Raw genomic sequence first — 25,820 nt, 5'->3', positions numbered from 1 at the left:
ATTCAAAGCCCAATATCCTCCAGAATGCCATCCATCTCATCCAAGCCCAATTCTTTATAACTTAAATCACTAGGTGTCAATTGAATGGTGTCTTGCTGCAAGCAATGCTTTAATACTTGCTCGGTTTCCTGCTGGAATAAGGCTAGCAAGGTAGCAACGGTAGACTCTTGAATACGCTGTGGACTAAACACTATCTGCATACGTAATTGACCGCCCACTACCATACCACTGATGAGTAACTCGTGAGATAGATTGGCTTGCGAGTCAATATTATAGGGTAACTCGGTACTGGCTAACTCGAAGACTTCATTTTGTAGATCGGTATCAAACTGCCCCAAGTAATTAAACGCAATTTGAGCGGGTGAAGCTGGTAATACAGTGTTAGACAAGTATTTTAATAAACCATAACTAATACCCTTGTGCGGTACACGTCTGAGCATTTCCTTGATTTGGGGTAGTTGTTCACCCAACTCGCTAGTCTGTGATAAATCCAATAACACCGGATAAATTGCAGTAAACCAGCCTAGAGTACGTGATACATCTAAATCAGCATTAAAATCACGCCCGTGTGACTCTAAATCAATGTAGTGCTTAGTGTGCCCTGTCCATTGCTGGAGCGCCCGCCCTAGTATGGTGAGCAGTAAGTCATTGATAGTTAGATTATAGGCTTGAGGTGCTTGGGTTAATAACTGCTGAGTAGTCTCTAATGAAAATTGCTGGCGTAAGGTTTGGCTATCTTGATGACGCTGACTCCCTGCTAAATTAGTCAAGGGTAAAGGGGCGACACTCTGACTTAATACCTCATGCCAATAAGCAGCCTCTCGATTGAAAACCGGTTCCTGTACTCGTTGATACAGTGCTTGCGCCCAGTAGCGATAGGAATAGGTTTTAGCGGGTAATTTTAAGGTTTGCCCTTGTAAAGCTTGTTGATAGCCTTGTGCTAGATCAGCTAATAAAACTCGCCATGATACGCCATCTATAACTAAGTGATGCACAATCAATAGAAGCTTATCGCCATCATCCGTTCTAAAAAGCAGTACTTTAACTAAAGGTGCTTGCTCTAAATTAAAACTCGCCTGTGCTACTTGAATATAAGGGTGAAGTGAGCTTTCTGGCACATCACCGCTTAGTGTTATTACCTCAAGTATTAGGTTTGCCTGCGCTTGAATGGTTTGAGTAATACCATCGGCTTGCACCGAATAGGTGGCTCGCAGCATATCATGGTGATCGACCAAATGTTGTAGCGCTTGCTGGAGCGCTGGCTGCTCAAAACGTTGTTTGGCACTGAGCAATACGCTGTGATTGTAATGTGAGTATTTGCCCGTAAAACTATTAAAGAACCCTCGCTGAATAGGTGTCAGCAATACCTCTCCACTAAGCGCCTGTTGGTCAATCACAGCGGTGAGTGGTTTCAAATAAGGCGCTAATTCGGCAATAGTCGGATATTGGAAGATATGACGCAGCTCGCATTTAAGCTTCAACTGATGCAGCGCAGCCATTACCTGAATAGCTTTGATGGAGTCACCCCCTAACTCAAAGAAGTTATCCTCAATACTCAGTGCAGAACGACCTAATGTTTGCTGCCAGATAGTAAGCAAGTGCTGCTCTAAGTCATTACGTGCAGATATGACGTCGGTTCTGGTGGGTACAGCATCAGGTTGAGGCAGTGCTTGGCGATTGATTTTACCATTTGGAGTCAAAGGAAATTGATCTAATAAGATCAGCCATGTAGGAATCATATAATCCGGTAGCTGTGCTTTTAAGTAATGACGCACCTCTTGCTGAGTCAAACGCGGATTACTACTGCGTAAATAGGCGGCTAAAGCTTTATCCGCTCCCTCACCGCGTACTACAACGACCGTTTCCAGAATATCAGGATGTTGAACTAACTTTTGCTCGATCTCACCGCACTCAATGCGATAGCCCCGAATCTTAATCTGAGCATCTAAACGTCCAAAGCACTCCACCTCGCCATTATCCAACCACCGCCCGACATCTCCGGTGCGATAGAGACGATCATGAGACAGAAAAGGACTCGGAATAAATTTACTCGCCGTCAAATCAGGACGATTAAAATAACCACGCCCTACCCCAGCGCCACCAATACAAATCTCGCCTTTCACTCCCAAAGGCGCAGGTTGTCCCGCCTTATCTAAAATATAACAATAGGTATTGGTAATAGGCTTACCAATCAATACCTTCTCATTCAGCTCGACACTTTTAACAATACAACCCACCGTCGTTTCAGTAGGGCCGTACTCATTGATAATAGTCATATCGGGGTTAATGGTTTTGAGAATACTCACCTGCTCAGTAGTCAACTCCTCACCACCCACAATCACTTTGCGGATATTAGTTTGAGTGATCTTCAGATGCTTAAGCATTGAAATATGCGCGGGAGTGAGTTTAATAATGTCGATAGCATTAGTCGGATCAAAATTGTGCAGCAGTACGCTATCAATCTCTTGGTCTTGCGGGTAAATCGTTAAAGTTTGACCACGCAATAAGCTACAGAAAATACTGGTTAGGGTGAAATCAAAAGCTAAGGGCGTAAATAAACCAAAATGCCCCTGTACACTGCCGTCAAAGTAATACTCTAAACCCCACTGAATATAATTATAAAAATGGCGATGTTCGATCTGACAGCCTTTGGGTTTACCGGTCGAACCAGAGGTATAAAGCACATAGGCGAGTTGTGAAGGCTCAATCTTACACTGAGTAAAGCTAGCTGTATGAGCATCACTAGAGTTAGCCAATAATTGCTCTATCACTGCCTCAGTCAAGAGCACTTTACAGCCTGAATCCGCCACAATGTATTCACGGCGCTCTTGCGGGTATTCAGGTGGGATCGGAATATAGGCTGCTCCAGCTTTTAAAATAGCTAGTATGCTAATCACCATCCAATCAGAACGCTCCAACATAATCCCCACGCAATCATCCGCTTGGAGTGAGTAGGTGTACTGGAGTGCCTGAGCCAACTGCTCGACTTTAGTATTTAATTCACGATAGCTAGTAACCTGATCTTTATAAATCAGAGCGGGATGCTCAGGTACTCGTGCTACAGTAGCATTAAGTAAATCAACAATGGTTACATCAGTCGGATAGGGTTTATCGGTTTGATTGAAGTCATAGAGCAATAGTTGGCGCTCAGCGTCGGGTAACAGAGTGAGCGCTTGAATAGCAGTATCAGAGTGTTGGTAAGCGCTCTCTAGCAAAGTTTGCAAATGGCTCACCATGCGTTCGATGCGGGCAGGCTTGAATAGTTGGGTATTGTATTCCCATTGTGCACTGAATTGATCATCCGCTTCAGTAATAAATAAAGTCAGATCAAAACGGCTATGCGTCATAGGCAATTCGTATTTCTGACACTCAATACCCTTTAGTTCTAGGGAGCTATTGCCCTGATTTTGCAACACTAACATCACATCAAAGAGTGGCGAGCGACTCAGATCGCGCTTAAGCTGTAGCTCATCGACTAATTGATCAAACGGATAATGCTGATGCTGATACGCCGCTAAAGTATTGTGCTTAATCTGCTCCAAGGTCGCTTGGAAGGAATACTCTGCATGAAGCGTATTACGCAACACTAAGGTATTAGCATAAAAACCTAGTTCATTTTCAAGCTCTGGTAAAGGACGCCCTGCTATCGGTGTACCTATTAAAATATCGTCTTGTTCGGTATAGCGATAGAGCAATATATTCAATAAGGTGAGCAAGACCATAAAGGGAGTTGCACTAGCGCGTTGGGCTAAAGCGATTACTTTGGGCTTATCTAGAGTGAAATCGACCCGTGCACCCGTAAAGGTTTGTTGCGGAGGGCGGCTATAATCCAGTGGCAAATCTAAAACAGGAATCTCACCTGCTAATTGATTGAGCCAATAGTGCTTAGCGCTAGCTAATGCGGTACTTTGCAATAGCTCATGTTGCCAAAACGTATAATTACGATATTGATAAGGCTGATATGTTAGTGTTTGCCCCGCATAGAGCGCTTTTAATTCTTTAAACATCAGATTGACCGACCAACCATCGGTAATAATATGATGAATATTAAAGAATAAAATCGCCTCCTCTCGATTGAGCATTAATAGCTCCACTCTAAAGGGGGGCGTATATTCCAGATTCAGTACTTGCTCGGCTTGCTTGGTTAGATAAGGTGTAAGTGCGGCGCTAACTGTGCGCACCGTGAATAACTCTGCGGCAGGTTGTGACAATATCACTTGCCTAGGTTTACCCTCACGCAGTTGAAACACGGTACGCAATATTTCATGGCGTTGCACTAATTGATAGAGAGCATTAGCTAAAGCGCACTGATCAATAGCGCCTTTGAGCTGATACGCCACGTACATATTATATGCACTCGCACTATGCGCCATTTGCTGAATTACCCACATGCGCTGCTGTGCATGAGTCAGGGGGTAATCAGCGGCAAGAGCACTGTTAGGAAGCGCAGGGTAATATTGCGCTTGTTTGGTTTTAGCTATTTGAGCTAATTCAGCTAGCGTGGGATGCTGGAAAATATCCACCAATTCTAATTTCAATCCGGTGGCTTGATGAAAACGGCTCAATACTTGAGTGGCATTTAAACTATGTCCTCCCAGATCAAAGAAATTAGCATAGCGCTGTGGCGTAGGAATATTAAGTACTTCACTCCAAATAGCACTAAGTACTTGCTCCTCCCAAGATTCTGGTGAACTAGCATCTTGCTGAGTTGCAGTTGGAATAGGTAATTTTTTTAAGGCTTGTCGATCTACTTTTCCATTCGCTGTCAGTGGCAAGGCAGTCAGTGCCACTACAAAGGTCGGTATCATATAATCAGGTAATTTCGTGCGCAGCCAGCTCTTTAGCTGCTCACTATCGATTAATGAGTTAGTTGAGCTAACAACATAAGCTATAAGAACCGACTCATAGTTTGCCTGCTGTTGACTAATCACCGCAGCGTCTTTAATAGCGCCAGATTGCTTTAAAACTTGTTCGATTTCAGTCAGATCAATTCTGAAACCACGATGTTTAATTTGAAAATCTTTACGCCCTAAACACAGCAAACTACCATCTGCCAATAAACGCCCTAGATCCCCACTGCGATAAACACGTTTACCTGTTTGAGAACTGATAAAGCTATTTTGGTTCAGTTCGGGACGTTGCCAATAGCCGAGGGTGATATAGTCGCTTTCAATGGTAATCTCACCATAGACACCCGTATCCTCACCCAGCTCATCTAATAATAAAACCTTAGTTTCGCGCAGTGGATAACCGACCGATAGCTCCGCTTGGTCTAAAACACTCTCATGATCAAACACTTGCATTAAGTGAAAACTCGATTCCGTAGAACCTAAGCCATTAATCAATAAGCAATCTTTGGTACAGTGTTGATGATAATAATCTAAGTCGGTTTGATAAGCGGTTTCTCCCCCTAATACCACTAAACGCAAACTATTTAAGAGAGTATCGGACGCGAAACTTTGCATCCAATAGCGGTAAATTGTAGGTGTAGAGTGATAAATCGTGAGCTGTTCTTGTTGCAACCAATTGGAAAACTCTACTAGATTATCGCTTTTTAAATCAATGGGATAAAGCGTTGCACCATTGAGCAGTGCTCCAAATATATCCATGACTGCTGCATCAAAATTATAAGGTACAAGCAGCGTCAGTTTATCTTGCGCTGCAATATGCAATACCTCGGTATAGCACCGTATAAAATGCATTACATTGCGCTGAGTTTGCATTACCCCTTTAGGTTGTCCGGTCGAGCCAGAAGTATAAAGGATATAGGCTAATGCATCCGGCTCTACCTTTACGGTCACAGGCTCGGTTGAAGTTTTGAGCTGATCGATACGGATAATAGGCAGAGTGCTTTGTTCAAGGACTTGATCAAGCAGTAAAGCATTTTGTGCATTGGTCAGGGCTGCACCGACTTGTGCATCTTGGGCTACATATTGCAGTCGCTCTAGTGGAAATGCAGTGGGTAATGGAATATAGGCTTTGCCCGCTTTGAGCACTCCCCACAAAGCCGCCAGCATATCAGCTCCCTGCTCGAACAGTAGCGCAACGCGCTCTACATTAGGATAAGACACTAAAGCTTGTGCCACTTGATTCGATTTTTGGTCTAGCTCTCGATACGTCCAGCCTTGAGTGCGCGTTTTAACTGCAATGTTATCCGCATAGCGTTCTGCCTGTAACGCAAAATAGGCAGTTAAGGTCGTGGCACTTTCGGGAATGGGGGTAAAAGCTTGAGACGGTTTAATATGAGCTGGTACTAGATTAGAGAGCACTTTAGGCTGAATACTGAATTGCCTTAAAGGGGTATTAGGCTGCTCAAGCACCGCAGGTATTAAGTGTTGAAAACGTTGCACTAATAATTGCGCTTCAGCCTCACTAAACACTGCCGTATTGTATTCAAAGTCCCAAGCAACCTGAGCACCCTGATGATACTCGCGCACATACAGCTCTAAAGCATTTTGATTAAAACCATGACTTAAACCATGAGCCTGAGCAGGCACACCATTAAACGCCAAATCATAGTCATGCTTTTCATACGACAGCATGACATCAAACAAGGTTTGTCGCTGCGATAAACCAAGCGCTTGGTATAAGTGGCTAATAGGCAAACGTTGGTGGCGATAATCTTGGCGCAATACTTGAGCGATGGTGTGCAGCGTATCTACAAAGGTATCCTGCATCGCTAGCTCAAAACGCGCTGGAATAATATTGGCAAACAAGCCTACTGTCTGCTTATGAGCTGCGGTTTTACGATTCAGTAATGGCAAGCCTATCACTATGTCACGTTGCCCAGTCGTCTTGGCTAAATAAACCAATAATATCCCTAAAATGACATGAAACACCGAGACTTGATGAGCCTGAGCTAGGCTTAAAAGCTGTTGTTGTAGAGCATTCGATAATTCTAAAGTTAGGGTTTTACTGGGTGCTGGACTGGCATTGACTGTGCTAGTACGTTTGGCGGAAAAGATAGGCTCTGGTAGCTGCTGATATTTGGCTAGCCAATACGCTTTAGCCGCTTGTAATTTTTTATTATTATCTTCAACCGTTTCCTCTAATAGATAGTTAGTATAAGGATAAGAAGTTAATAACGCTGGTTGTTGATTAACGAGACTATTATAAATAGTAGCAACGCTTTGGCTCAATAATGAAATTGACCAACCATCCGCAATTAAATGATGAAACTTTAATAAGAAATAATACCGCTGCTCTGATAGCTTTATGAGGCTAAAGTCAAATAGAGGCTCATTATATAGCGCCATAGGTTGAGCGAACACATGCCTCATCCACTCTTTAGCTTTTAAATCAGGCTCTATGTAATCGGAGTAATCTTTAAAATCCAGCTCAAATGAAACTTTTTCAAAAAATAGCTGTTCTGGTATAGTATCAGTAGGTTTAAGTCTAACACGTAAGCTATCATAGTGATTAATTAATAGAGTTAGTGCTTGCTCGAATAAGTGTCTATCGATAGCCGTGTTGATAACTATATAGCCACCAATATTATAAAAAGTCAGTTCTGCATGTAGTGTTTGTTTTATCCACACTTCTTTTTGCAGGGAAGCTAATAGATAGGAGGAAAATACTTCATGCATAACTATACCCTTAAAAGAATAACTAACTATTTAGTGCTTTAGAAAACAGCTTACCTATTTCAGCAATGTGTTTATTAATAAAAAAATGTCCACCTTGAAATGAGTGCATCATAACATGCTGGCTAGTTTCTTTTTGCCAAGGTAAGACATCTGCTTGATGAGCATTTTTGTCTTGATCACCATATAAAACAGTAAGCGGCAAATTAAATAAGGCTTTAGCTTGATACTGATAACACTCTACAGCTTGAATATCTGCGCGTAAAATTGGCTCAAAAAAATCAAATATTTCAGGATAAGCTAATAACTCATCAGGTAAGCCCCCAAAGTCTTGTATATACTTCATAAAATCCTCTTTAGAAAGAAGATGTTTATAAGGCAAAGGGCGTGGCACAGAGGGAGCTATAGACCCACTCACCAATAAATGCTTAGGTAAACTGAAGTTATTCTCTATAATAAGATGAGTGAGCAAATAAACTAATAATCCCCCCATACTATGACCATATAATGCATAATTCTGAGTTTGAATATCTTTTTTGAGCTGCTGAAAAAAATCATTAGCTATTTGATGTATATCTGTTAAAGGAGTCTCATCAAGACGACTATTGCGCCCAGCAGGTTCAGGAGATTTAACTAAAATATTGTGATCAAGATATTTTTGTAAATTACGATAGGAGCGCGAATCACCACCCGCAAAAGGGATACAATATAGCACTACTGGATTTAGCTTTTTGTAGGACTCAAACATGCGGGGTTGCTATCCTCTTAAATGAGGTAAATTGAGTTAAAAAAATACAGTGACATTATAGAGAATACAATTACAGCTTGAAATAACAATTTATTGTAAAGAAATGTTTAGCAAAACTTGATTTCTGCTCTTTAACTCAGTAGTCATGTAAAATCAGAAGCATTCTATGGTATTCTGTTCATTCATTTTTATCTATTAATACTCTCATAGCTATACCCCAACACTTATGAAAATTTTCAAATACTTACGTGATGATAATGCGCCTATTAATGAAATTATTTTTATGACTGCATTATCGGGGCTAGCCAATGCATTGATACTCGCTGTCATAAATGTGTCCGCTGATATGGTAGCGAACCATGAAATACAGTCACAATACTTTGTTTTATATTTAATTATATTTTTACTTTATGCCTATACTCAAAAATATGCCCTGACGCGCACTATCGTAGCCGTAGAGCAATTTACTAATAAAGTGAGACTACGGATTGCTAGTAAAATCCGACAAGTAGAACTCAGTTATATTGAAAACACTGAGCGTGGTAATATTTATACGCGGCTTACTCAAGACAGTAATTTAATCTCACAATCAACACTATTATTGATTTCTGCTGCTCAATCAATGATGGTATTAATCTTTAGCTTTATTTATTTGATTTTTATTTCGCCTATTAGCTTTTTTATGACCTTAGCTTTTTTAACTATCGCTATACTAACCTATATCTACTATGAGTCGGGTATTATGCGTCAGTTAAGAGTTACTGGGCAAAAGGAGGCTAAGTTTTTTAGCTATTTTAGTCATTTACTGGATGGCTTTAAAGAAGTACGTATTAATCGCGCCAAAAGTGATGATTTGTTTCACAATATTGAAAAGCTTTCACAAGAAACTGAAACGTTGCGCATGGATGTAGGTGCGCGTCAAGTGAATACGTTAATGTTCGCACGTTTATCATTTTATGTGCTTTTAGCGATTTTAGTATTCATTGTCCCGCTTTTTCATGCAAGCCATGCGGAAGAAATTTATAAAATCTCTACTACCGTTTTATTTATTATCGGTCCAATTAGTTTAGTTATTTCAGCTCTACCTTCCGCCGCTAAAAGTAATCTAGCCTTAGATAACTTATACGAGCTAGAGTCAGAGTTAGATAAAGTTATTGCCGATAAAACCTTTAATCAAGCCTTAGTGCCTTTTAGTGACTTTGCCACCATTCAATTAGATAAAAACCATTTTGCTTACCGTGATTCGCAGGGTAAAGCTTCGTTTTCCATTGGTCCGATTGACCTAACTATTAATAAAGGTGATTTACTTTTTATTGTGGGAGGTAATGGTAGTGGTAAATCGACTTTATTAAAACTATTAGTAGGACTCTATCAACCTGATGAAGGGCACTTATTACTAGATAATAACTTCATCGAAAAAATCAATACCCACGCTATCGTGAATTATTTTCCATAGTTTTCACAGACTTTCATTTATTTGATAAGTTATATGGTGTGCACCAAGTAAATGAGCAAAAAGTCAGTGGCTTATTAAAAACTTTGGGCTTGGAGAAAAAAACTCGCTATCAAGAAGGTGAGTTTACTCAAATGAATTTATCTACTGGGCAGCGTAAGCGCTTAGCCTTTTTAGCCGCTATTTTAGAAGATAAACCGATTTATATTTTTGACGAATTAGCTGCTGATCAAGACCCACCCTTTAGGCGCTTTTTCTATGAAACCATTTTGCCAGATTTAAAACGCCAAGGTAAAACCATTATTGCCGTAACTCACGATGATAAATATTTTCATGTAGCCGATAGGGTTTTAAAAATGGAGGAAGGACGCTTAGTGGAATATAGAGGTGAGGAGGCTTTATAAAGTCTAGTAGCTAAAAGTCAGTGCCGCTGCATTGCTTACGCAGTCGCTGTGAATACATCCTTGTACGCTACAAGTCGGCATCCATGCCGACAAGACTGCTCCAGCAACACAACAGCACTGACTTTTAGCCGTGCCCTCAACTAAACACTAACGAGTACCTTCTAAAATACATACGGCTGCTAAACCCGTTGGAATCACGCGTGTCAGTTGCAAACCTGCTTGCTCAAATAGCCGAGCAAACTCTTCCTGAGTACGCTCCCGCCCATTATGAGTAATAGCTAACATTTCAATATCCACCAGCTTAGCAAACACACCTTCTGGCGCATCACTTACTACCTGCTCAATGACCAGAACGCGCCCCTGCTCCGACATAGCTTCACGACAACCACGCAGTAATTGTACTGACAGTTCATCATTCCAATCGTGAATAATATGTTTAATGGTATAAAGATCAGCGCCTTGAGGAACGGTTTCAAAGAAACTACCCCCTTGGAAAACCAAGCGCTCACCTAACTCACCCGCTTGACCACCCGCTACGACTTGCGGCAGATCAAATACGATTCCTTGTAAATGCTTGTGCACTTTGAGAATTTCTTTCAATAATGCGCCGTGACCACCACCCATATCGACAATAGTTTTAGCACTAGCAAAATCATAGCGTTCTGCTACACGCGGACCGATGGTGACACTACCCAAGGTCATAGCTTGATTAAAAACACGCGCACTTTCGCTATCGGTTTTTAAATACTCAAATAAAGGCTCACCATTGGCATAAGTGAATGCCGACTCGCCAGTACGCAAGCTATGATCAAAAGCACCTAAAGCTTTCCAAAAGGGCTGGCAATTGACCCATGCTAAAGACTCTAATAATCCCCCCGGCACACCACGTCTCAAATGGAAAGAAGCTTCGGTATTAGCAAAACACCGTTGTGGCTGCTCAGCAAATACGCCTAAGGTACTTAAAGCACGCAGCACTCGATACAGTGCATCTTCATTACTTTCACTTTCAATAGCCAACTCACTTACAGGGCGCGTTTTATCCGCTAATAAATCAGCAATGCCTAATCTAGCTACATCTCCAATCATGCGTGATACGGATTTGCCTTGCAGCGCTACGAGCAATAAAGTTGATAGCGGTAAGTTATTGTGCATGTCTAGTGCTCCAGCTTATAAATTGAGTTGCTGTAAATAGCGATTAATGACCTCAGCCATGACTTTACCCTCGGCGGCTTCCAAGATATTGAAATGATGTCCGGGGATATATTCAAAGCTAAAACCACCCTGAGTAAATTTAGGCCACTCGTGTAACGGGTTGCCCATGTGAATGTCATATAACAAGGCTTCTTGTGCTTTTAAGTACAACAAATGCCCTTTAATAGTTTTTGCGGGGTAGTACTCACTCATAATGCGGTTATGATGTTGATATACCTTGAGAAAGCGCTTGCCCTCAGCTACATCAAAATCCATGATCGGATTAAAGCGTTTCATCTGCTCAAAGATATAGGTGAGTTTGTCCTCAAACCCTTCAAACTCGTCCAAACGATCTAATACCACCCCTTGAGTAGGGACACGTTCTAATAAAAACTTAATTTGATCAGTTTCATAACTCACACCGTCCGGTGTAGGGGTATCAAATAGAATAACTAGCGGCACCTCTTCGCCTGCGGCTTCGAGTTGTAAAGCCATTTCATAAGCCGTCGTCCCCCCTAATGACCAACCAGAGAGCACATAAGGACCATGAGGTTGCACAGTACGAATTTCTTCGATATAGGCTGCCGCCATTTCAGCGATACTATTATGGGGGATTTGTCCGGGTTCAATACCAAGTCCTTGTAAGCCATAGAAAGGACGCTCATAGCCCATTTGATGCGCAAATAAGGTATAGCGAAATACCGTTCCCCCAGCGGGATGCATACAGAAAAATGGTCGGCGCTCCCCACGTCTTTGAATCGGTACTAAAGAACTCCAACCGATCAAGTTGGTGCTGCGATCTAATAAAGCGCCCAATTTAGCCACCGTTGCCTCACGGAATAAGGTAGCTAGCGGTAATTGTGTTTCAAACACCTGATTAATGCGGGTCACTAATTTGACTGCTAGGAAGGAATGTCCACCCAAATCAAAGAAATTATCATGAACCCCAATCGGATAAACACCGAGCACTTCTTCAAATAATTTAGCTAATTTAAACTCCCGATTATTACGCGGCGTAATAAAACTAGCCTCTTCATTAACCGCTTGCTCCCCAGCCCATTGCTGTTGTAAAGCCAGACGATCTATCTTGCCATTAGGGGTCAGTGGTGGAGTATCTAATACTATAAATTGCGCAGGTAACATATAGTCTGGCAAGTGCTCACGCAGATAGGGGCGCAACCCTTTAGTATTAATAAACTCATGCGGATTTGCTACAAGGTAAGCTATTAGGCGCTGATCCTCACTAGTCTTGTTTTGCAATAATACAATCGCACTTTGTACCGCTGGATAACGCTCTAAATTCGCTTCAATTTCTTGCGGTTCAATTCTAAAACCGCGTAGTTTGATTTGATTATCAAGCCGCCCTAAACACTCGACCTCGACAGAACTTAAAAACCGTGCTTTATCGCCTGTTTTATATAGCCTAACAGCAGACTGATGCTCACTAAGCATTACACTCACAAAACGCTCAGCGGTTAGATCATCACGACCATAATAGCCGCGTGCTAGACCGTCACCACCGATATACAGTTCTCCCACTACACCTAGTGGAGCCATACGCTGCTGATCATTTAGCACATAAAGCTGAGTATTCGCTAAAGGCTTACCAATCGGTACACGCTGCTGTTGTAAATGCTCTGGAGTAATGCGGCAAATCGTTGACCATATAGTGGTTTCAGTGGGTCCATATACATTCCATAAACCTGCACCTTTAGGCAGTAGTTTTCTGGCTAATTCAAGAGGTAAGCCTTCGCCCCCACAGAGCATTTTGAGCTGAGAATTACCTTGCCAATCGTGACTGAGTAATAGCCGCCATGTGGCCGGTGTGGCTTGCATAATAGTAATAGCGTGTTGCTCTAAACTGTGGCGTAATTGCTCCGCGTCCACCGCAAACTCACGCGGCAATAATACCGTTTTTGCTCCCACTAAAAGGGGTAAAAAGATTTCGAGTGCCGCTATATCAAAGGATAGAGTTGTCACGGCTAACCAAGCATCTTGAGGTTGAAGCTCTAATTCAAGCTGCATGGCATGCAGCAAATTAATCAGAGCCTTATGCTCAATCTGTACCCCTTTAGGCTGGCCTGTCGAACCAGAGGTATAGATCGTGTAAGCCAAATGCTCTAATTGCGCCATAGGAGCGGGATTATGCTGAGGTAATAAGTTTAAGCCTTCAGTTTCAACGTCTAACAACACCGTCTTAGTGTGTGTCTGAGGCAAACTGTCTTGCAAAGCATAATGAGTCAGGATTAAAGCAGGCTGTGCATTCTCTACAATATAAGCTAAACGTGAAGGTGGAAATGCCGGATCTAAAGGCAAATAAGCAGTACCAGATTTCAAAATGCCTAATAAACCTACCAGCATATCGACGGAGCGCTCCATACACAGCGCCACCAAAGCTTCAGGTTTAATACCTTGTGCCATTAAATAATGCGCTAATTGATTGGCTCGCTCATTCAGGGCTTGATAGCTAAGAGCCTGCTCACCACTCACGACTGCAATAGCATCTGGAGTTTTAGCGACTTGCTCTTCAAAAAGCTGTACTAAGGTTTTTGCAGGGAACGCTATCTTAGTATTATTCCAGCTTTGTAATTGACTACGCTCTTGCTCGGTTAATAACGCTAGGCTTTGAATCTTAGTATCTGGCGCATTTAAAACCGTATCCAACAATTGCTGTAAATGCTGTTCCATACGGGCAATTGTCGCTGGACTAAACAAGTCGGTATTGTATTCCAGTGCGCCAAAAATACCTTTGGGGTTTTCATTCAACTCTAAGGTGAGATCAAACTTAGCCACTACACCAGTACGCTCGACTGGCTTAATGGTCAAACCTGCTAAATCTAAGTCCTCACCCGGAATATTGCGCAAGGCAAACATCACTTGAAAGAGGGGTGAATAACTCAGATTGCGCGTAGGTTGTAATTCCTCCACGAGCTTTTCAAACGGTATATCTTGATGACTATAAGCCTCAATAGCCTGCGCTCTAACGCGTTGCAGTAGCTCATTAAAGCTTATATCACCAGATACATCGGTACGTACTACCAAGGTATTGACAAAAAAGCCAATTAAACCCTCGACTTGGCGCTGAGTACGATTAGCAATCGGCGATCCGGTGACAATATCAGTTTGTCCACTATAGTGGGCTAGTAATAAAGCAAATACCGACTGCAAAATCATAAATACACTAGCACCACTGCGCTGGCTCAAGGCTCGTAAGGCAGTAATTTGTGTATCGGTTAAGCGCACGGGTAAACGTGCACCCTTAAAGGTTTGTACTGGTGGACGCGGAAAATCAGTCGGTAACTCTAATAAAGCAGGTGCATCTTTTAGCGTTTGCTTCCAATAACTCAGTTGTCGATCTAATACCTCACCCGTCAACCATTGCCGTTGCCAATAAGCAAAATCAGCATATTGAATAGTCAACTCTGGTAAGGGTGAAGGCTTACCACTCGCATAAGCTTGATAGAGCGTAGACAGCTCACGGGTAAACACACTCATCGACCACATATCAGAAATAATATGGTGCATCGTTGAGAGCAACACATAGCAAGGCTTACCTTCAGTCGTATCACTGCGCCTTAATAACTGAAAGCGCAATAGTAAATCCTGTGCTAAATCAAACGGACGTTGGCTATCTTCAGCCGCCATGCGTTGCTGAGTCGCTAATTGCTCCGCCTCAGATAAACCACGTAAATCCACAATAGGTAGGGTAATAGCACCAGGCGGATTAATGCACTGAAAGGGTATGCCATTATTTTGTGGGAAATTAGTGCGCAAGGTTTCATGGCGACGTACCAGTTCACTTAAACTTTGCTCCAGTGCTGCGACATTCAATTCGCCGATAAGCATTAGCCCTGCCGACTCATTATACGGTGTACTTTGCGCATCAAATTGAGCCAAGAACCATAGACGCTGTTGAGCAAAAGACAGCGGTAACTCTTGATTACGATCAACGGGTTGTAATATTGCCTTATCAAGCATTGGAGACTGCTGGCTTTGTAAAAATACCATAAGCGCCACTTTATGAGTGCTCAGTTCAGCTTTCAATGGCTCACGATAGGACTCTTGGGCTTTAGGTAAGCTAAAGCGTAAGCGCTCACCCTCAACCCAGACCCGAATATCTCGCTCTTGCAAACGTTGTAACAACGCTGCCATGTCCTGAGTGGAATTAGATTTCATCGACGATGTAGTCATCGCTGTCTCCTTGCGGGGCAATAGGGGCAGGCATGCGGCTTTCTAAGCGTTGCGCAAAACGACATAATTGAGGGGCTTCGTAAAGATCTCGCAAGGTAATATCCACAGGTAATACTTCACGCAAACGAGTGAGTAAGCGAATAGCTAACAACGAATCTCCCCCTAACGAGAAGAAATTATCCAAGCTTCCGATTTGGGTCAAAGCTAAAATCTCTTGCCAAAGCTCGGCAATTTGCTGCTCCAAAGCTGTCGCAGGTACTTCATAGCCTGTTTTACTCTCCTCTAGTGGCTCCATATCAGGCAGAGGTAAGGCTTTGCGATCCACTTTGCCATTAGCACTGAGAGGGAATTGCTCCAACACCACATAGTGCGTGGGGATCATATAAGCGGGGAGTTTATGTTGTAAGAACTCCTTAAGTTGATCAGCGCTAGAGGCTTGTTGCTGATGACTATCTTGCATCCATTGTTGAGTTTGCGCGGCATTAATCGCGCCCCCTAATAGGCTATGTACAAGGATGTGATCTGCCCCTAATTGGAATAAGGCTTGCTGAGGTTCAAATTCAACATTACCAATCGGGCACAAGCCTAAACCATAATCGGGTGCAACCTCCATCAGTAGTTGGCTCATATAGCCCGCTTCTAATAAGCAAAAATCACGCGCTAGCTCACCATAGAGCGGACGAATCGCATCTAATTTTCCAATTAAGAAAATAGCAAACGCTGATTGCTCATAAATACGTTGATTAAAACCACCTTGCGCACCATAGGCACTACTATCAATCCCCTCGCCAGCAGTGATTAAATCTAACCGATGCTCCGCTGGATGGTAATAATAAATCCCACCCGCTAACCCCTTAATACGTTCAGGGCGTACTGAAATATAGGTCTGTACCGGATAGAGATTACCCGCTGAAGGATAGCGATATTTAGGCAGCGGTGCTCCCGCAACAGGCATTTGCACTAGGCTGCTGAGTAGTTGACTAAACTCAGCTAATTCAATAGGCGCACTATTGAACTCACGATAACTTTGACGTGCTAAATACGCAGCCGTGAGCGCCTCATCAAACACAGGCTTAGGAAGCAGCACACTATTACTTTGAGCGGGTTGATGACGGATACTAGGTTGGCGCAATTTAAACTCTAGCCGTGCGACTTTATCTAAAATCACCTCACCTGCATTATCCGCTTGATAATCATCTTGCTGTGCGGGTTTAGGGATAATATAGGCGGCTAATTGCTGGCGCTCTACGACCGTGACTACTGCATCTTGTACTTTAGGATGCTGCTGCAATGCAGCCTCAATTTCACCAAGTTCAATCCGATAGCCATGTAGCTTGACTTGAAAGTCTTCCCGCCCTAAAAACTCAATATTGCCATCGGGTAAATAGCGACCTAAATCCCCCGTTTTATACAAACGCTCACCTGTCTGTGGATGAATAACAAAACTAGCATTCGTTTTCACTTCATCACGCCAATACCCCAAGGCAAGACCAATACCACCAATATACAACGACCCCTGCGTCCATACAGGACATAGCTCCATGCGAGCGTTGAGCACATAGAAGGTTTGATTTAGTAGCGGTTTACCATAGGGAATACTACGCCACTCGCTATCAACTTGCGTAATCGGATAGTGAATCGACCAAATAGACGCCTCCGTCGCTCCACCTAAGCTATTAAGATGAATGGCGGGCCATAAAGTGTGGATTTTGTCCGGTAAACTGAGCGGTATCCAATCACCGCTTAGCATTCCCACTCGCAAGCTAGCCTGACACGGTAGTTCAGGACGCTCTACTAAGTAATCAGCCATAAGCTGCATCAGAGCTGGAACGGTATTCCACAGTGTTACTTGATGCTGGTTCATTAGCTCTAGCCAATGAGCGACATCACGCTCACGTCCCGCAGCAGGTAATACTAATGCACCACCTACAGCTAATAAGCCGAAAATATCATAAACCGATAAGTCAAAGTTTAAGGCCGACAATCCCAATACGCGATCCTGAGCCGTGACTTTATAGCGTTGATTAATATCGAGAATCGTATTGACTACACCCCGATGATCAATCATGACCCCTTTAGGTTGCCCAGTAGAACCGGAGGTAAAGATCACATAGGCTAAATCGGTAGGTTTTTGCAGTGTAGCAGGCGCAATAAGCGGAACGGCGGGTAGTGGATCATCCGCCACGGTTAAGCACTTAACTTGATCAGGCCAGCTTAATTGCTGTTTTAAGCTCGGTAAGGTGACTACTAATTTAGCCTCACCTTGTTGCAGTAAATAATGTTGGCGCTCTTGTGGTTGTTCAGGATCAATCGGTAAATAGGCTGCTCCTGCTAGTAATATCCCATAGACGGCAACCACCTGCTCCCAACCTTTAGGCATCACTACGGCAACCAAAGTATTCGGTGTAGCACCTGCATGATGTAATTGCCATGCTAATGCAATCGCTCGTTGTTCCACCTCGCTATAGCTTAATTGGCGCTCTGGTGTAATCACTGCTATTGCATTAGGAGTACGTTTTACCTGATCCAAGAATAAGGTATGTAGCAATGTGGTGGGTACTGATGCAGTAGTATGATTTACCTCTTGGTATAAGTCGCGTTGCCAAGGGGGTAGTACCGTTACTTGCATAGTGGACCAATCGGTCTCTGCCTCGGCTAACTGATGCAATAGTTTAGAATACATGGCAAACATATCGTCGAGCATATGCGCTGGGAACAACTCATCGACCGCATCCCAATCAAAGCGTAAGCAACCTGCCTCTTCCGATACCTGATGATCCAGCCACACTTGCGGTGTTTGACCAATACCAAACACTGGATCACCTAATGCAGGTAAGCGTTCAGGGTCTTCAAAATTATTGAGCGTTAAAGTACTGGTGAATACCACCGGCATAGCCGCTGATTGTTGATTACCGCGCTTTTTAATGAGTTCGCGTAGTACGCGAACACCATTCACATGGCGATGCTCTAAATCTTGCCAAAGCTGCTGTTGCACTTCACGAGCATAATCCAAGAAATTAGTTTTAGCGGCTCGATTGACTTCGACCAAAATAAGCGAAGTAAAGTCACCCACAATACTATTGACCTGTGGATGTAAAGGTAAGCGATTAAAAATCGTGAGATTAATAGTAAGGCGCGGATCTTTACTCCAATAGCCCAATATCTCTCCAAACGCTGCTAACAATAAACCTGAAGGCGTCAAACCTGCACCACTGGCTCGACTCTTCATACGTTGCCACTGTTCAACCGTGAGGCTACCTGCACGACGTACAAAGCGTGTTTTAGTCAAACTACTGGGTTGTTTAACCATAGGCAAACTAGGAGCGGGTGCTAAATTATCTAAACGCTTGCGCCAGTAATTAAATGAATTTTGATACCAAGGCGTTTTCTGTAGCTCCTGCTCCGTAAGAATATAATCGCGGAATGATAGCTCTAGGGTTTCTAGTGGGCGCTCAGGATGATGGTACATACGCAATAAATCGCGTGCTAATAGCCGCATCCCCCACGCATCCGCAATCAGAGCATCTAAGCCTAAATGCAAAATGGTATGATGCTCATCAATCAGTGAGGCACGAATATCAAATAGCGGCCAGCGATCTGCTGGTACTACTTGATGCGACATAGTTTCACGCAAATTATTTAAAGCGTACTCTATTTGATGAGGTGCTTGATCGCGTAAATTAATAATAGGCAGTTGGTAGATCGGAACTTCTGGCAAAATCCGCTGTTGACCATTCGGTAGAATAATCATGCGCAGCATTTCATGCCGTTCAATCATGCGCTGCCAGACGTGTTGGAAATGCTCTAAATCCAGATCAGTACAATTGAGTTCAATATAGCTATAGGTCGATACATTACCTAATTCAAAGTTACCACTACGCCCCACCCAATAAGCTTGCTGAATTTCCGAAAGCGGGAATGGCTCATAACGCTCAGCGGTATTAATAGTGACAGTCGGTAGCGTAACGACACCATTATTTAAATCCGAAGGGGTCGATTCAGTAGTTTTACGTGCCTTACAGAAGCTCACTAAGCTTAGTAAATGTGTCTTATAGGACTCTAATAGCTGTTCAGCCTGTTGAGCAGCTAACTGCGCGGGATCAAAAGCCATCGCTAAGCGTAAGCGGTTATATTTAATCATGCCGCTAAACACCAGCTCATAGGTAAGTTCTGAATCTGGGCTACCCGCTAAACCGGAAGATTCTTTAGCAAAACCAAATAAGCTCTCTTCTGGTAAATCCTGATCAAACTGACCTAGATAGTTAAATGAGATTTGGGCAGCAGGTAGATTATCTAACTCATGGGTGAGGTATTTTAAAATCCCATAACCCACTCCATTACTCGGTATAGCGCGGAGATTTTCTTTAATCTGTTTAATCTGCTCGCCTAAATCGGGTTGTTCCGCAAGCTCTAATAACACTGGAAAGAGCGCAGTAAACCAGCCCACAGTGCGGGCAATATCTAAGCCTGCGGCGGGGAAATCGCGCCCATGCGACTCTACTGCCACTAAACTACGTTGCCCACCATGCCATTGACTTAAAGCCAGTGCTAAGCCCGTCAATAAAATGTCATTGATACGCGTATTATAGGCATGATGAATTTCTGATAATAATGAACATGTTTCTGCCTCAGAAAACTCAATCGTATGCGTCAAACTATTACGTACTAAGCTCGGTGTTAGAGTGGGTTTTAACGGCAAAGGCTGGCAAGGGGTATGTAATAATTGCTGCCAATAAGTGACCTCACCAAATAAAGCATCGTTTAAACTTAAGGACTGTAAGCGCTCGGCCCATGCTTTGAAGGAAACCGTTTTAAGCGGTAACTTAACGGGTTGCTGGGCTAATAACTGCTGATAAGCCCGCATTAAATCATCAAATAAAATCCGCCATGACACGCCATCAATCACTAAATGATGTGCCACGATTAATAGCCTTTCACTATCAGGTAAGCGGAATAATACCGCTTTTAATAAAGGCCCTTGTGCTAGATTAAACTGAGTATGGACGGTATCCGCATAAGTCTCTAGTTCACCATTGCTAGGATCAGCAATCGTTTTCACTTCGAGCTTAAACTCCATACTGACCTGATTATATTGGCTTTTCACCGTATTATCAGTATTCAGCTCAATGGTTAAGCGTAGCGCATCATGATGATCCATTAGGCTTTGGAATGCCTGTTGTAAGGCTTCGACATTCAACGGTGCTTTAGGATACAGCATGACCGCATTATTAATATGATGCTTAGGCCCTTTAATATCGCGTGAGAACCAGTGTTGGATGGGTGTTAAAGGCACAGATCCACTCACTTGCTCTTGTACCACAGGCTGATGCTCAGTATTAGCTTGATCGGCTAATAACGGAGCCAGCATGGCAATCGTGGGGTGATGAATAAAATGGCGCATTTCGCATTTCAACTGCGCATGAGCCAATTTAGCGATCACCTGAATTGCCTTGATGGAGTCGCCCCCTAATTCAAAGAAATTATCATGGATACTGAGGCTAGGAATGCCTAGCACCTGCGACCAAATCGCTACTAAAGTCTGTTCAATAGCATTACGCGGGGCGGTACTCTCGCGCTGATTTGCCACCGGATCGGGTAATTGATTGCGATCTACTTTGCCATTGGGTGTTTTAGGTAGACTATCCAAACGCACGAAATGCGCTGGAATCATATAATCCGGTAAATATTGAGTCACAAAGCGACGTAGTGCATCCGCTAATTCAGCTTGAGTACGTAACTCGCCCACACCCATGACTATATAAGCTACTAATTGAGCGCTACCCTCTGCTGGAGTCCGAGCTACCACTACACGTTCGACTAGATGAGGGAAGTGACTTAATACCTCCTCAATTTCACCTAGCTCAATACGGAAACCACGAATTTTGACCTGATGATCAACCCGCCCCAAATACTCCACACGCCCATCGGGTAAGAAGCGTCCTAAATCACCCGTTTGATAAATGCGTCCACTATTAGGGACTTGCGGCGAGGTAGGGAAAGGATTAGGGATAAATTTATTAGCAGTCGCTTCAGGGTTATTAAAATAGCCGCGTGCTAGGGTCAAACCGCCTATATAAATTTCGCCTACTACTCCGACCGGAACTGGATTGTGCTCTGGGTCAAGAATATACAGGCTTGCGTTTGGAACAGGTCTACCAATATCGGGACGGTGTTCTGCTTGGCGTACTGTTATAGTGCAATAGTTTGCTTCCATTGGACCGTATCCATCACAGACACGCTGCAATGAGGTCGACTGATAAAGGTGATTCACTAAGTCAACGGGGGTAAATTCACCGGCTAATACTATGGCTTGTACTGAGTCTGGTATAGCACCATTATTGACTAATTCGCGCGCCGCTGAAGGAACGGTACTGATTAATGTTACTTTATTGGCATGCGGTAGGCGCGGTAGCTCTAAAGCGTTTTCCGCCAAAATCAGTGCACCACCACTACCAAGTGCAATGTACATTTCATATAGAGATACATCAAAGCAGATAGACGTGGAGAATAGGACACCTCGTAATTCAGCGGGGGTATGAAAGCGCTGACCCCAATTAACTAAATTAGAGCTAACACGATGCTCAATCTCTATTCCCTTAGGCAAACCAGTCGAGCCGGAGGTATATAAAATATAAGCTCGATGACTGACTTGAGTAATATTAATAGGATTGCTGTTAGGATACTGGGCTATAGATGCTTGATCATTATCTAATAATACACAGTGCAAATTAGCCCTATCCGCTTTGAGTGTTGTGACTTGATTTAATAGCGTGCTTGTAGTGATCAGGGTATTAACGCCTGCATTATTCAGCATGTATTGCACACGCTGTTCGGGGTAATTCGGGTCTAGCGGTACATAAGCCCCCCCTGCTTTCAATACCCCCAGCAACGCTACTAACATATCGGCTGTGCGTGGCATAAAGACACCCACAGGCATTTCTAGTCCCACGCCTTGAGCACGCAGATAATGCGCTAATTGATTGGCACGTTGATTGAGTTCGCGGTAACTGATGTGCTCTTCACCCACAATCAATGCAACAGCATCGGGTATACGCTCCACTTGTGCCTCAAAGAATTGATGTACACAAAGTTGCTCAGGATAAAGCTCACGAGTGGAATTCCACTCGATTAAAATCTTATGTGCCTCAGCCTCATCTAACAGACTGATACTAGACAAGGATTCATTAGGCTGCTGTATAAAGTGGCTAGCAAGGGTCCGTAAATGCTGCTCCACACTGTGCATTAAACTACTGGGATACAGCGCTGGATTATATTCAAACCTAAAATCAATTTGCTCAGCAGGTGTAATTAATAAGCCAAAGTCATAACTAATTTGCTCAAATACATCACTCCCATCCACCTGAAAATACGGAAACTCACTATTACGTTGTTTAACTGAAGCCCCTAAGGGGAAGTTTTCAAAGATAACTAGATGGTCAAAAAGGTGTTGGCGTAATGCAGTCGCGGCTTGAATACGATGCAAGGGGTAATGATGATAGGCTTGAGCCTTACTATTATCAGCGTGTAATGTCTGGAACAGTTGCGCGAGTGTCATCTCTGGGGTCATGCGTACCCGATTCGGTAGGGTATTAATGAATAACCCTAGAATATTCTCTACCCCTTCAATCTCTTCGGGACGTCCTGCTACGGTAGTCCCAAATACTACATCAAGGGTATTATTATACTTAGCTAGCAATACCCCCCACAGTGCACATAATACGGTGTACAGAGTGACTTGATGTTGACTAGCTAACTGTTGTAGCTGTTGAGTCAGTGCGGAATCAAACACAAAGTCATGATAATGATGCTCCGAAGAACCCTCGGTAGGTGTCAGACTCAAATCGGGATTGGGTAAACGCGGCAAACCTGTCTGTGCTTCAAAACCCGCTAAATAGTCACTCCAAAAATGTTCGGCGGCCTGTTTGTCTTGTTGTTCTAACCATTGAATATAGGTGGCATAAGGAATAGCCTTCCCTAACTGAGCGGGTTGCTGCTCCAATAGCCCTTTATAGAGTTGCAAGAGTTCACGATAAATAATGCCCGAACACCAACCATCTAAAATAATATGGTGAAAACTCCACACCATATAAAAGCGTTCATGAGCAATTTGGATAATATTAAAGCGCACTAATACATCGCGGCTAATATCAAAAGTATGCGCTCGATCTTGGGCACAAAATGCCTCTAATTGTGCTGCATGAGTGGCAGGATCTGACTGACGCCAATCATAAAAACCTACTTTAAGCGCACGCTGCTTGAGCACTAATTGTAAGGGCTGATCTTGCTCTTCATGCCAAAATACCGTGCGCAAAATATCATGACGTTGCAGTAATTGGTTCCAAGCCTGTTCAAACACAGCTAGATTAACCTGACCACTCGCCTGAAACGCTAATTGAATATGATAACTGGCACTATCCGGTGCATATAGATGCTCATACAACATCCCTGATTGTAAGGGAGAAAGCGGATAAACATCTTGTAGCTCATGTGCCTTTAAACCCGCACTTGTTAATAGTTGCTGCAAGCCTTTTAGAGTTAATTGTTTCCAGCTTAGATCGTGTGGCGTGACCTCACTCGCTGTTTGGGTCTGACAGTGTTGAATTAAACCTAGTAAGGCTTGTTGATAACCCTCTAGTAGTGCTTGGACAGTATCTGGGCTAAAACGCGCTGGATCAAAATTGACATATAAGGTTAATTGCTGTTGGCGCGTTACCCCATAGAAGGATAAATCATGCGGTAACTCGGAATCAGGAGCGACCGGATCACCCACATATTCAGGCGCAAAGCTAAACGGTGTACCGGAGAGATCGGTATCAAATTGACCTAAATAGTTAAACGTAATCCGAGGGGCATTAGTAGGACTAATTAGCGTGCGACGTAAATACTTGAGGACTCCATAGCCAATACCATTATTAGGAATTTGGCGTAAGGTTTCTTTAATGGTTTTAAGAGCTGTTCCCGTATCACTATTAACTTCCAAAGCCAGTAACACTGGATACATACTGGTAAACCAGCCCACTGTGCGGGTAATGTCTAAGTCTTGTCCTTGTCGATCACGTCCATGCGATTCGAGCGTAATCAAGGTTTGAGTACCGCCGTGCCAACCATTCATCACTTGAGCTAGAGCGGTGAGCAAGACATCATTAATCTGCGTATTGTAAATATGATGAATGCCTGTGAGCAGGTGGTGTGTTGCCTCTGCGTTTAAAGTGGTGGATAGAGTGCGGCTATTTTGATGCAAACTCTTATGCTTAGACTCAATGGCTGGCAAAGCAGGCACTGAGGTATTAACTATAGTTTCCCAATAGGCTTGCTCTTGGGCGAGTGCTTCACTTTGACTATAGGCTTGTAAATCCTCTGCCCATGCTTTAAATGCATCTGTTTTTAGCGGCAGGGTAACGGATTTATCTTGCTGTAGCTGCTGATAAGTTGAGGTTAGATCTTCAAAAAGAATCCGCCACGAAACCCCATCTATCACTAAATGATGGATCACTAAGAGTAATTTATCGTGATTATTTAAGCGCAATAAAGCCGCTTTAACTAAACCACCCTGCTCCAATTTAAAACTAGACTGTAAGCGATTACCCTCATTACGTATCGCGGTCGCTGGCTCAGCATGCCCCTCCAAATCAATAATTTCGAGCTTAAAAGGTACACTAGCTCGATTTTCTTGTACCACCTCAGGAGGAGTTGCTGCATAAGACATACGCAAAGCATCATGATGCTCTAGCAACTTTTGTAGCGCTTGCTCTAATAGACCTGCATCCATGCGCCCCTGCACATCCAGCAAAATAGCTTGATTCATGTGATGAGGAGCGCCGTTAAAATCCTCAAATAACCAGTGTTGAATCGGTGTGAGTGGTATTACCCCTGTAATCAGTGCTTGCTCTACTGTCTTACTGACCACTGTCAGCGTTAAAGCAAATTCAGCAATCGTAGGATTTTCAAATAAATGACGAATTTCAGCTTTGAATTCATAACTGCGTAGCCGTGATACCACTTGAATGGCTTTAATAGAGTCGCCGCCAATTTCAAAGAAATTATCATGAATACCTAACTTACTAATGCCTAATACTTCGCTCCACAGTTTTACCAAAAGATGTTCCTGCTCTGTGCGTGGCGCGACATTAGTATTTAACTTACGTGCAGTAGTACTTTGGCTAGCATGTAGACTCACTAGCTGATCACGATCAATTTTGCCCTGACGATCCAGTGGGATAGAACCCGATTTCACACGTTTCATATAACTA

5 protein-coding genes and 1 pseudogene are annotated in these 25,820 nt (G+C 43.2%); 1 reads left to right on the top strand and 5 read right to left on the bottom strand.

Annotated elements, in window-relative coordinates; translation table 11 throughout:
• Positions 1-2 precede the first annotated feature (2 nt).
• Positions 3-7,586 carry a non-ribosomal peptide synthetase gene (locus IPL34_RS05445; RefSeq protein ID WP_296838876.1) on the bottom strand — a complete coding sequence of 2,528 codons (7,584 nt, stop codon included), beginning with the start codon at positions 7,584-7,586 and terminating at the stop codon, positions 3-5.
• 22 nt (positions 7,587-7,608) lie between these two features.
• Positions 7,609-8,331: an alpha/beta fold hydrolase gene (locus tag IPL34_RS05440; protein WP_296838873.1), complete on the bottom strand. Its 723-nt coding sequence runs from the start codon at positions 8,329-8,331 to the stop codon at positions 7,609-7,611.
• A gap of 226 nt (positions 8,332-8,557) precedes the next feature.
• On the opposite strand from IPL34_RS05440, the pseudogene IPL34_RS05435 reads away from it, so the two are divergent.
• A pseudogene (locus IPL34_RS05435) lies at positions 8,558-10,093 on the top strand (ATP-binding cassette domain-containing protein); the annotation flags it as partial.
• A 242-nt stretch (positions 10,094-10,335) separates the two neighbouring features.
• Here IPL34_RS05435 and IPL34_RS05425 read toward each other — a convergent pair.
• From IPL34_RS05425 to IPL34_RS05415, 3 genes are read right to left on the bottom strand one after another with little or no spacing between them, the layout of a single operon-like run.
• The gene (locus IPL34_RS05425) at positions 10,336-11,340 is read right to left on the bottom strand and encodes a methyltransferase (RefSeq protein WP_296838866.1); all 1,005 of its coding nucleotides are present in this window, start codon (positions 11,338-11,340) and stop codon (positions 10,336-10,338) included.
• Between the two features lie 15 nt (positions 11,341-11,355).
• On the bottom strand, positions 11,356-15,570 hold the full coding sequence (locus IPL34_RS05420) for an amino acid adenylation domain-containing protein (RefSeq protein ID WP_296838864.1): 4,215 nt from the start codon (positions 15,568-15,570) through the stop codon (positions 11,356-11,358).
• The gene (locus IPL34_RS05415) at positions 15,545-25,813 is read right to left on the bottom strand and encodes a non-ribosomal peptide synthetase (protein ID WP_296838861.1); all 10,269 of its coding nucleotides are present in this window, start codon (positions 25,811-25,813) and stop codon (positions 15,545-15,547) included. Before IPL34_RS05415 ends, IPL34_RS05420 begins: the two co-directional genes overlap by 26 nt.
• Positions 25,814-25,820 lie beyond the last annotated feature (7 nt).

Source organism: Thiofilum sp., assembly GCF_016711335.1.
Lineage (GTDB): Bacteria > Pseudomonadota > Gammaproteobacteria > Thiotrichales > Thiotrichaceae > Thiofilum.
The sequence above is the reverse complement of the archived record's forward strand: the minus strand, read 5'-3'. Positions and strand labels throughout refer to the sequence as shown.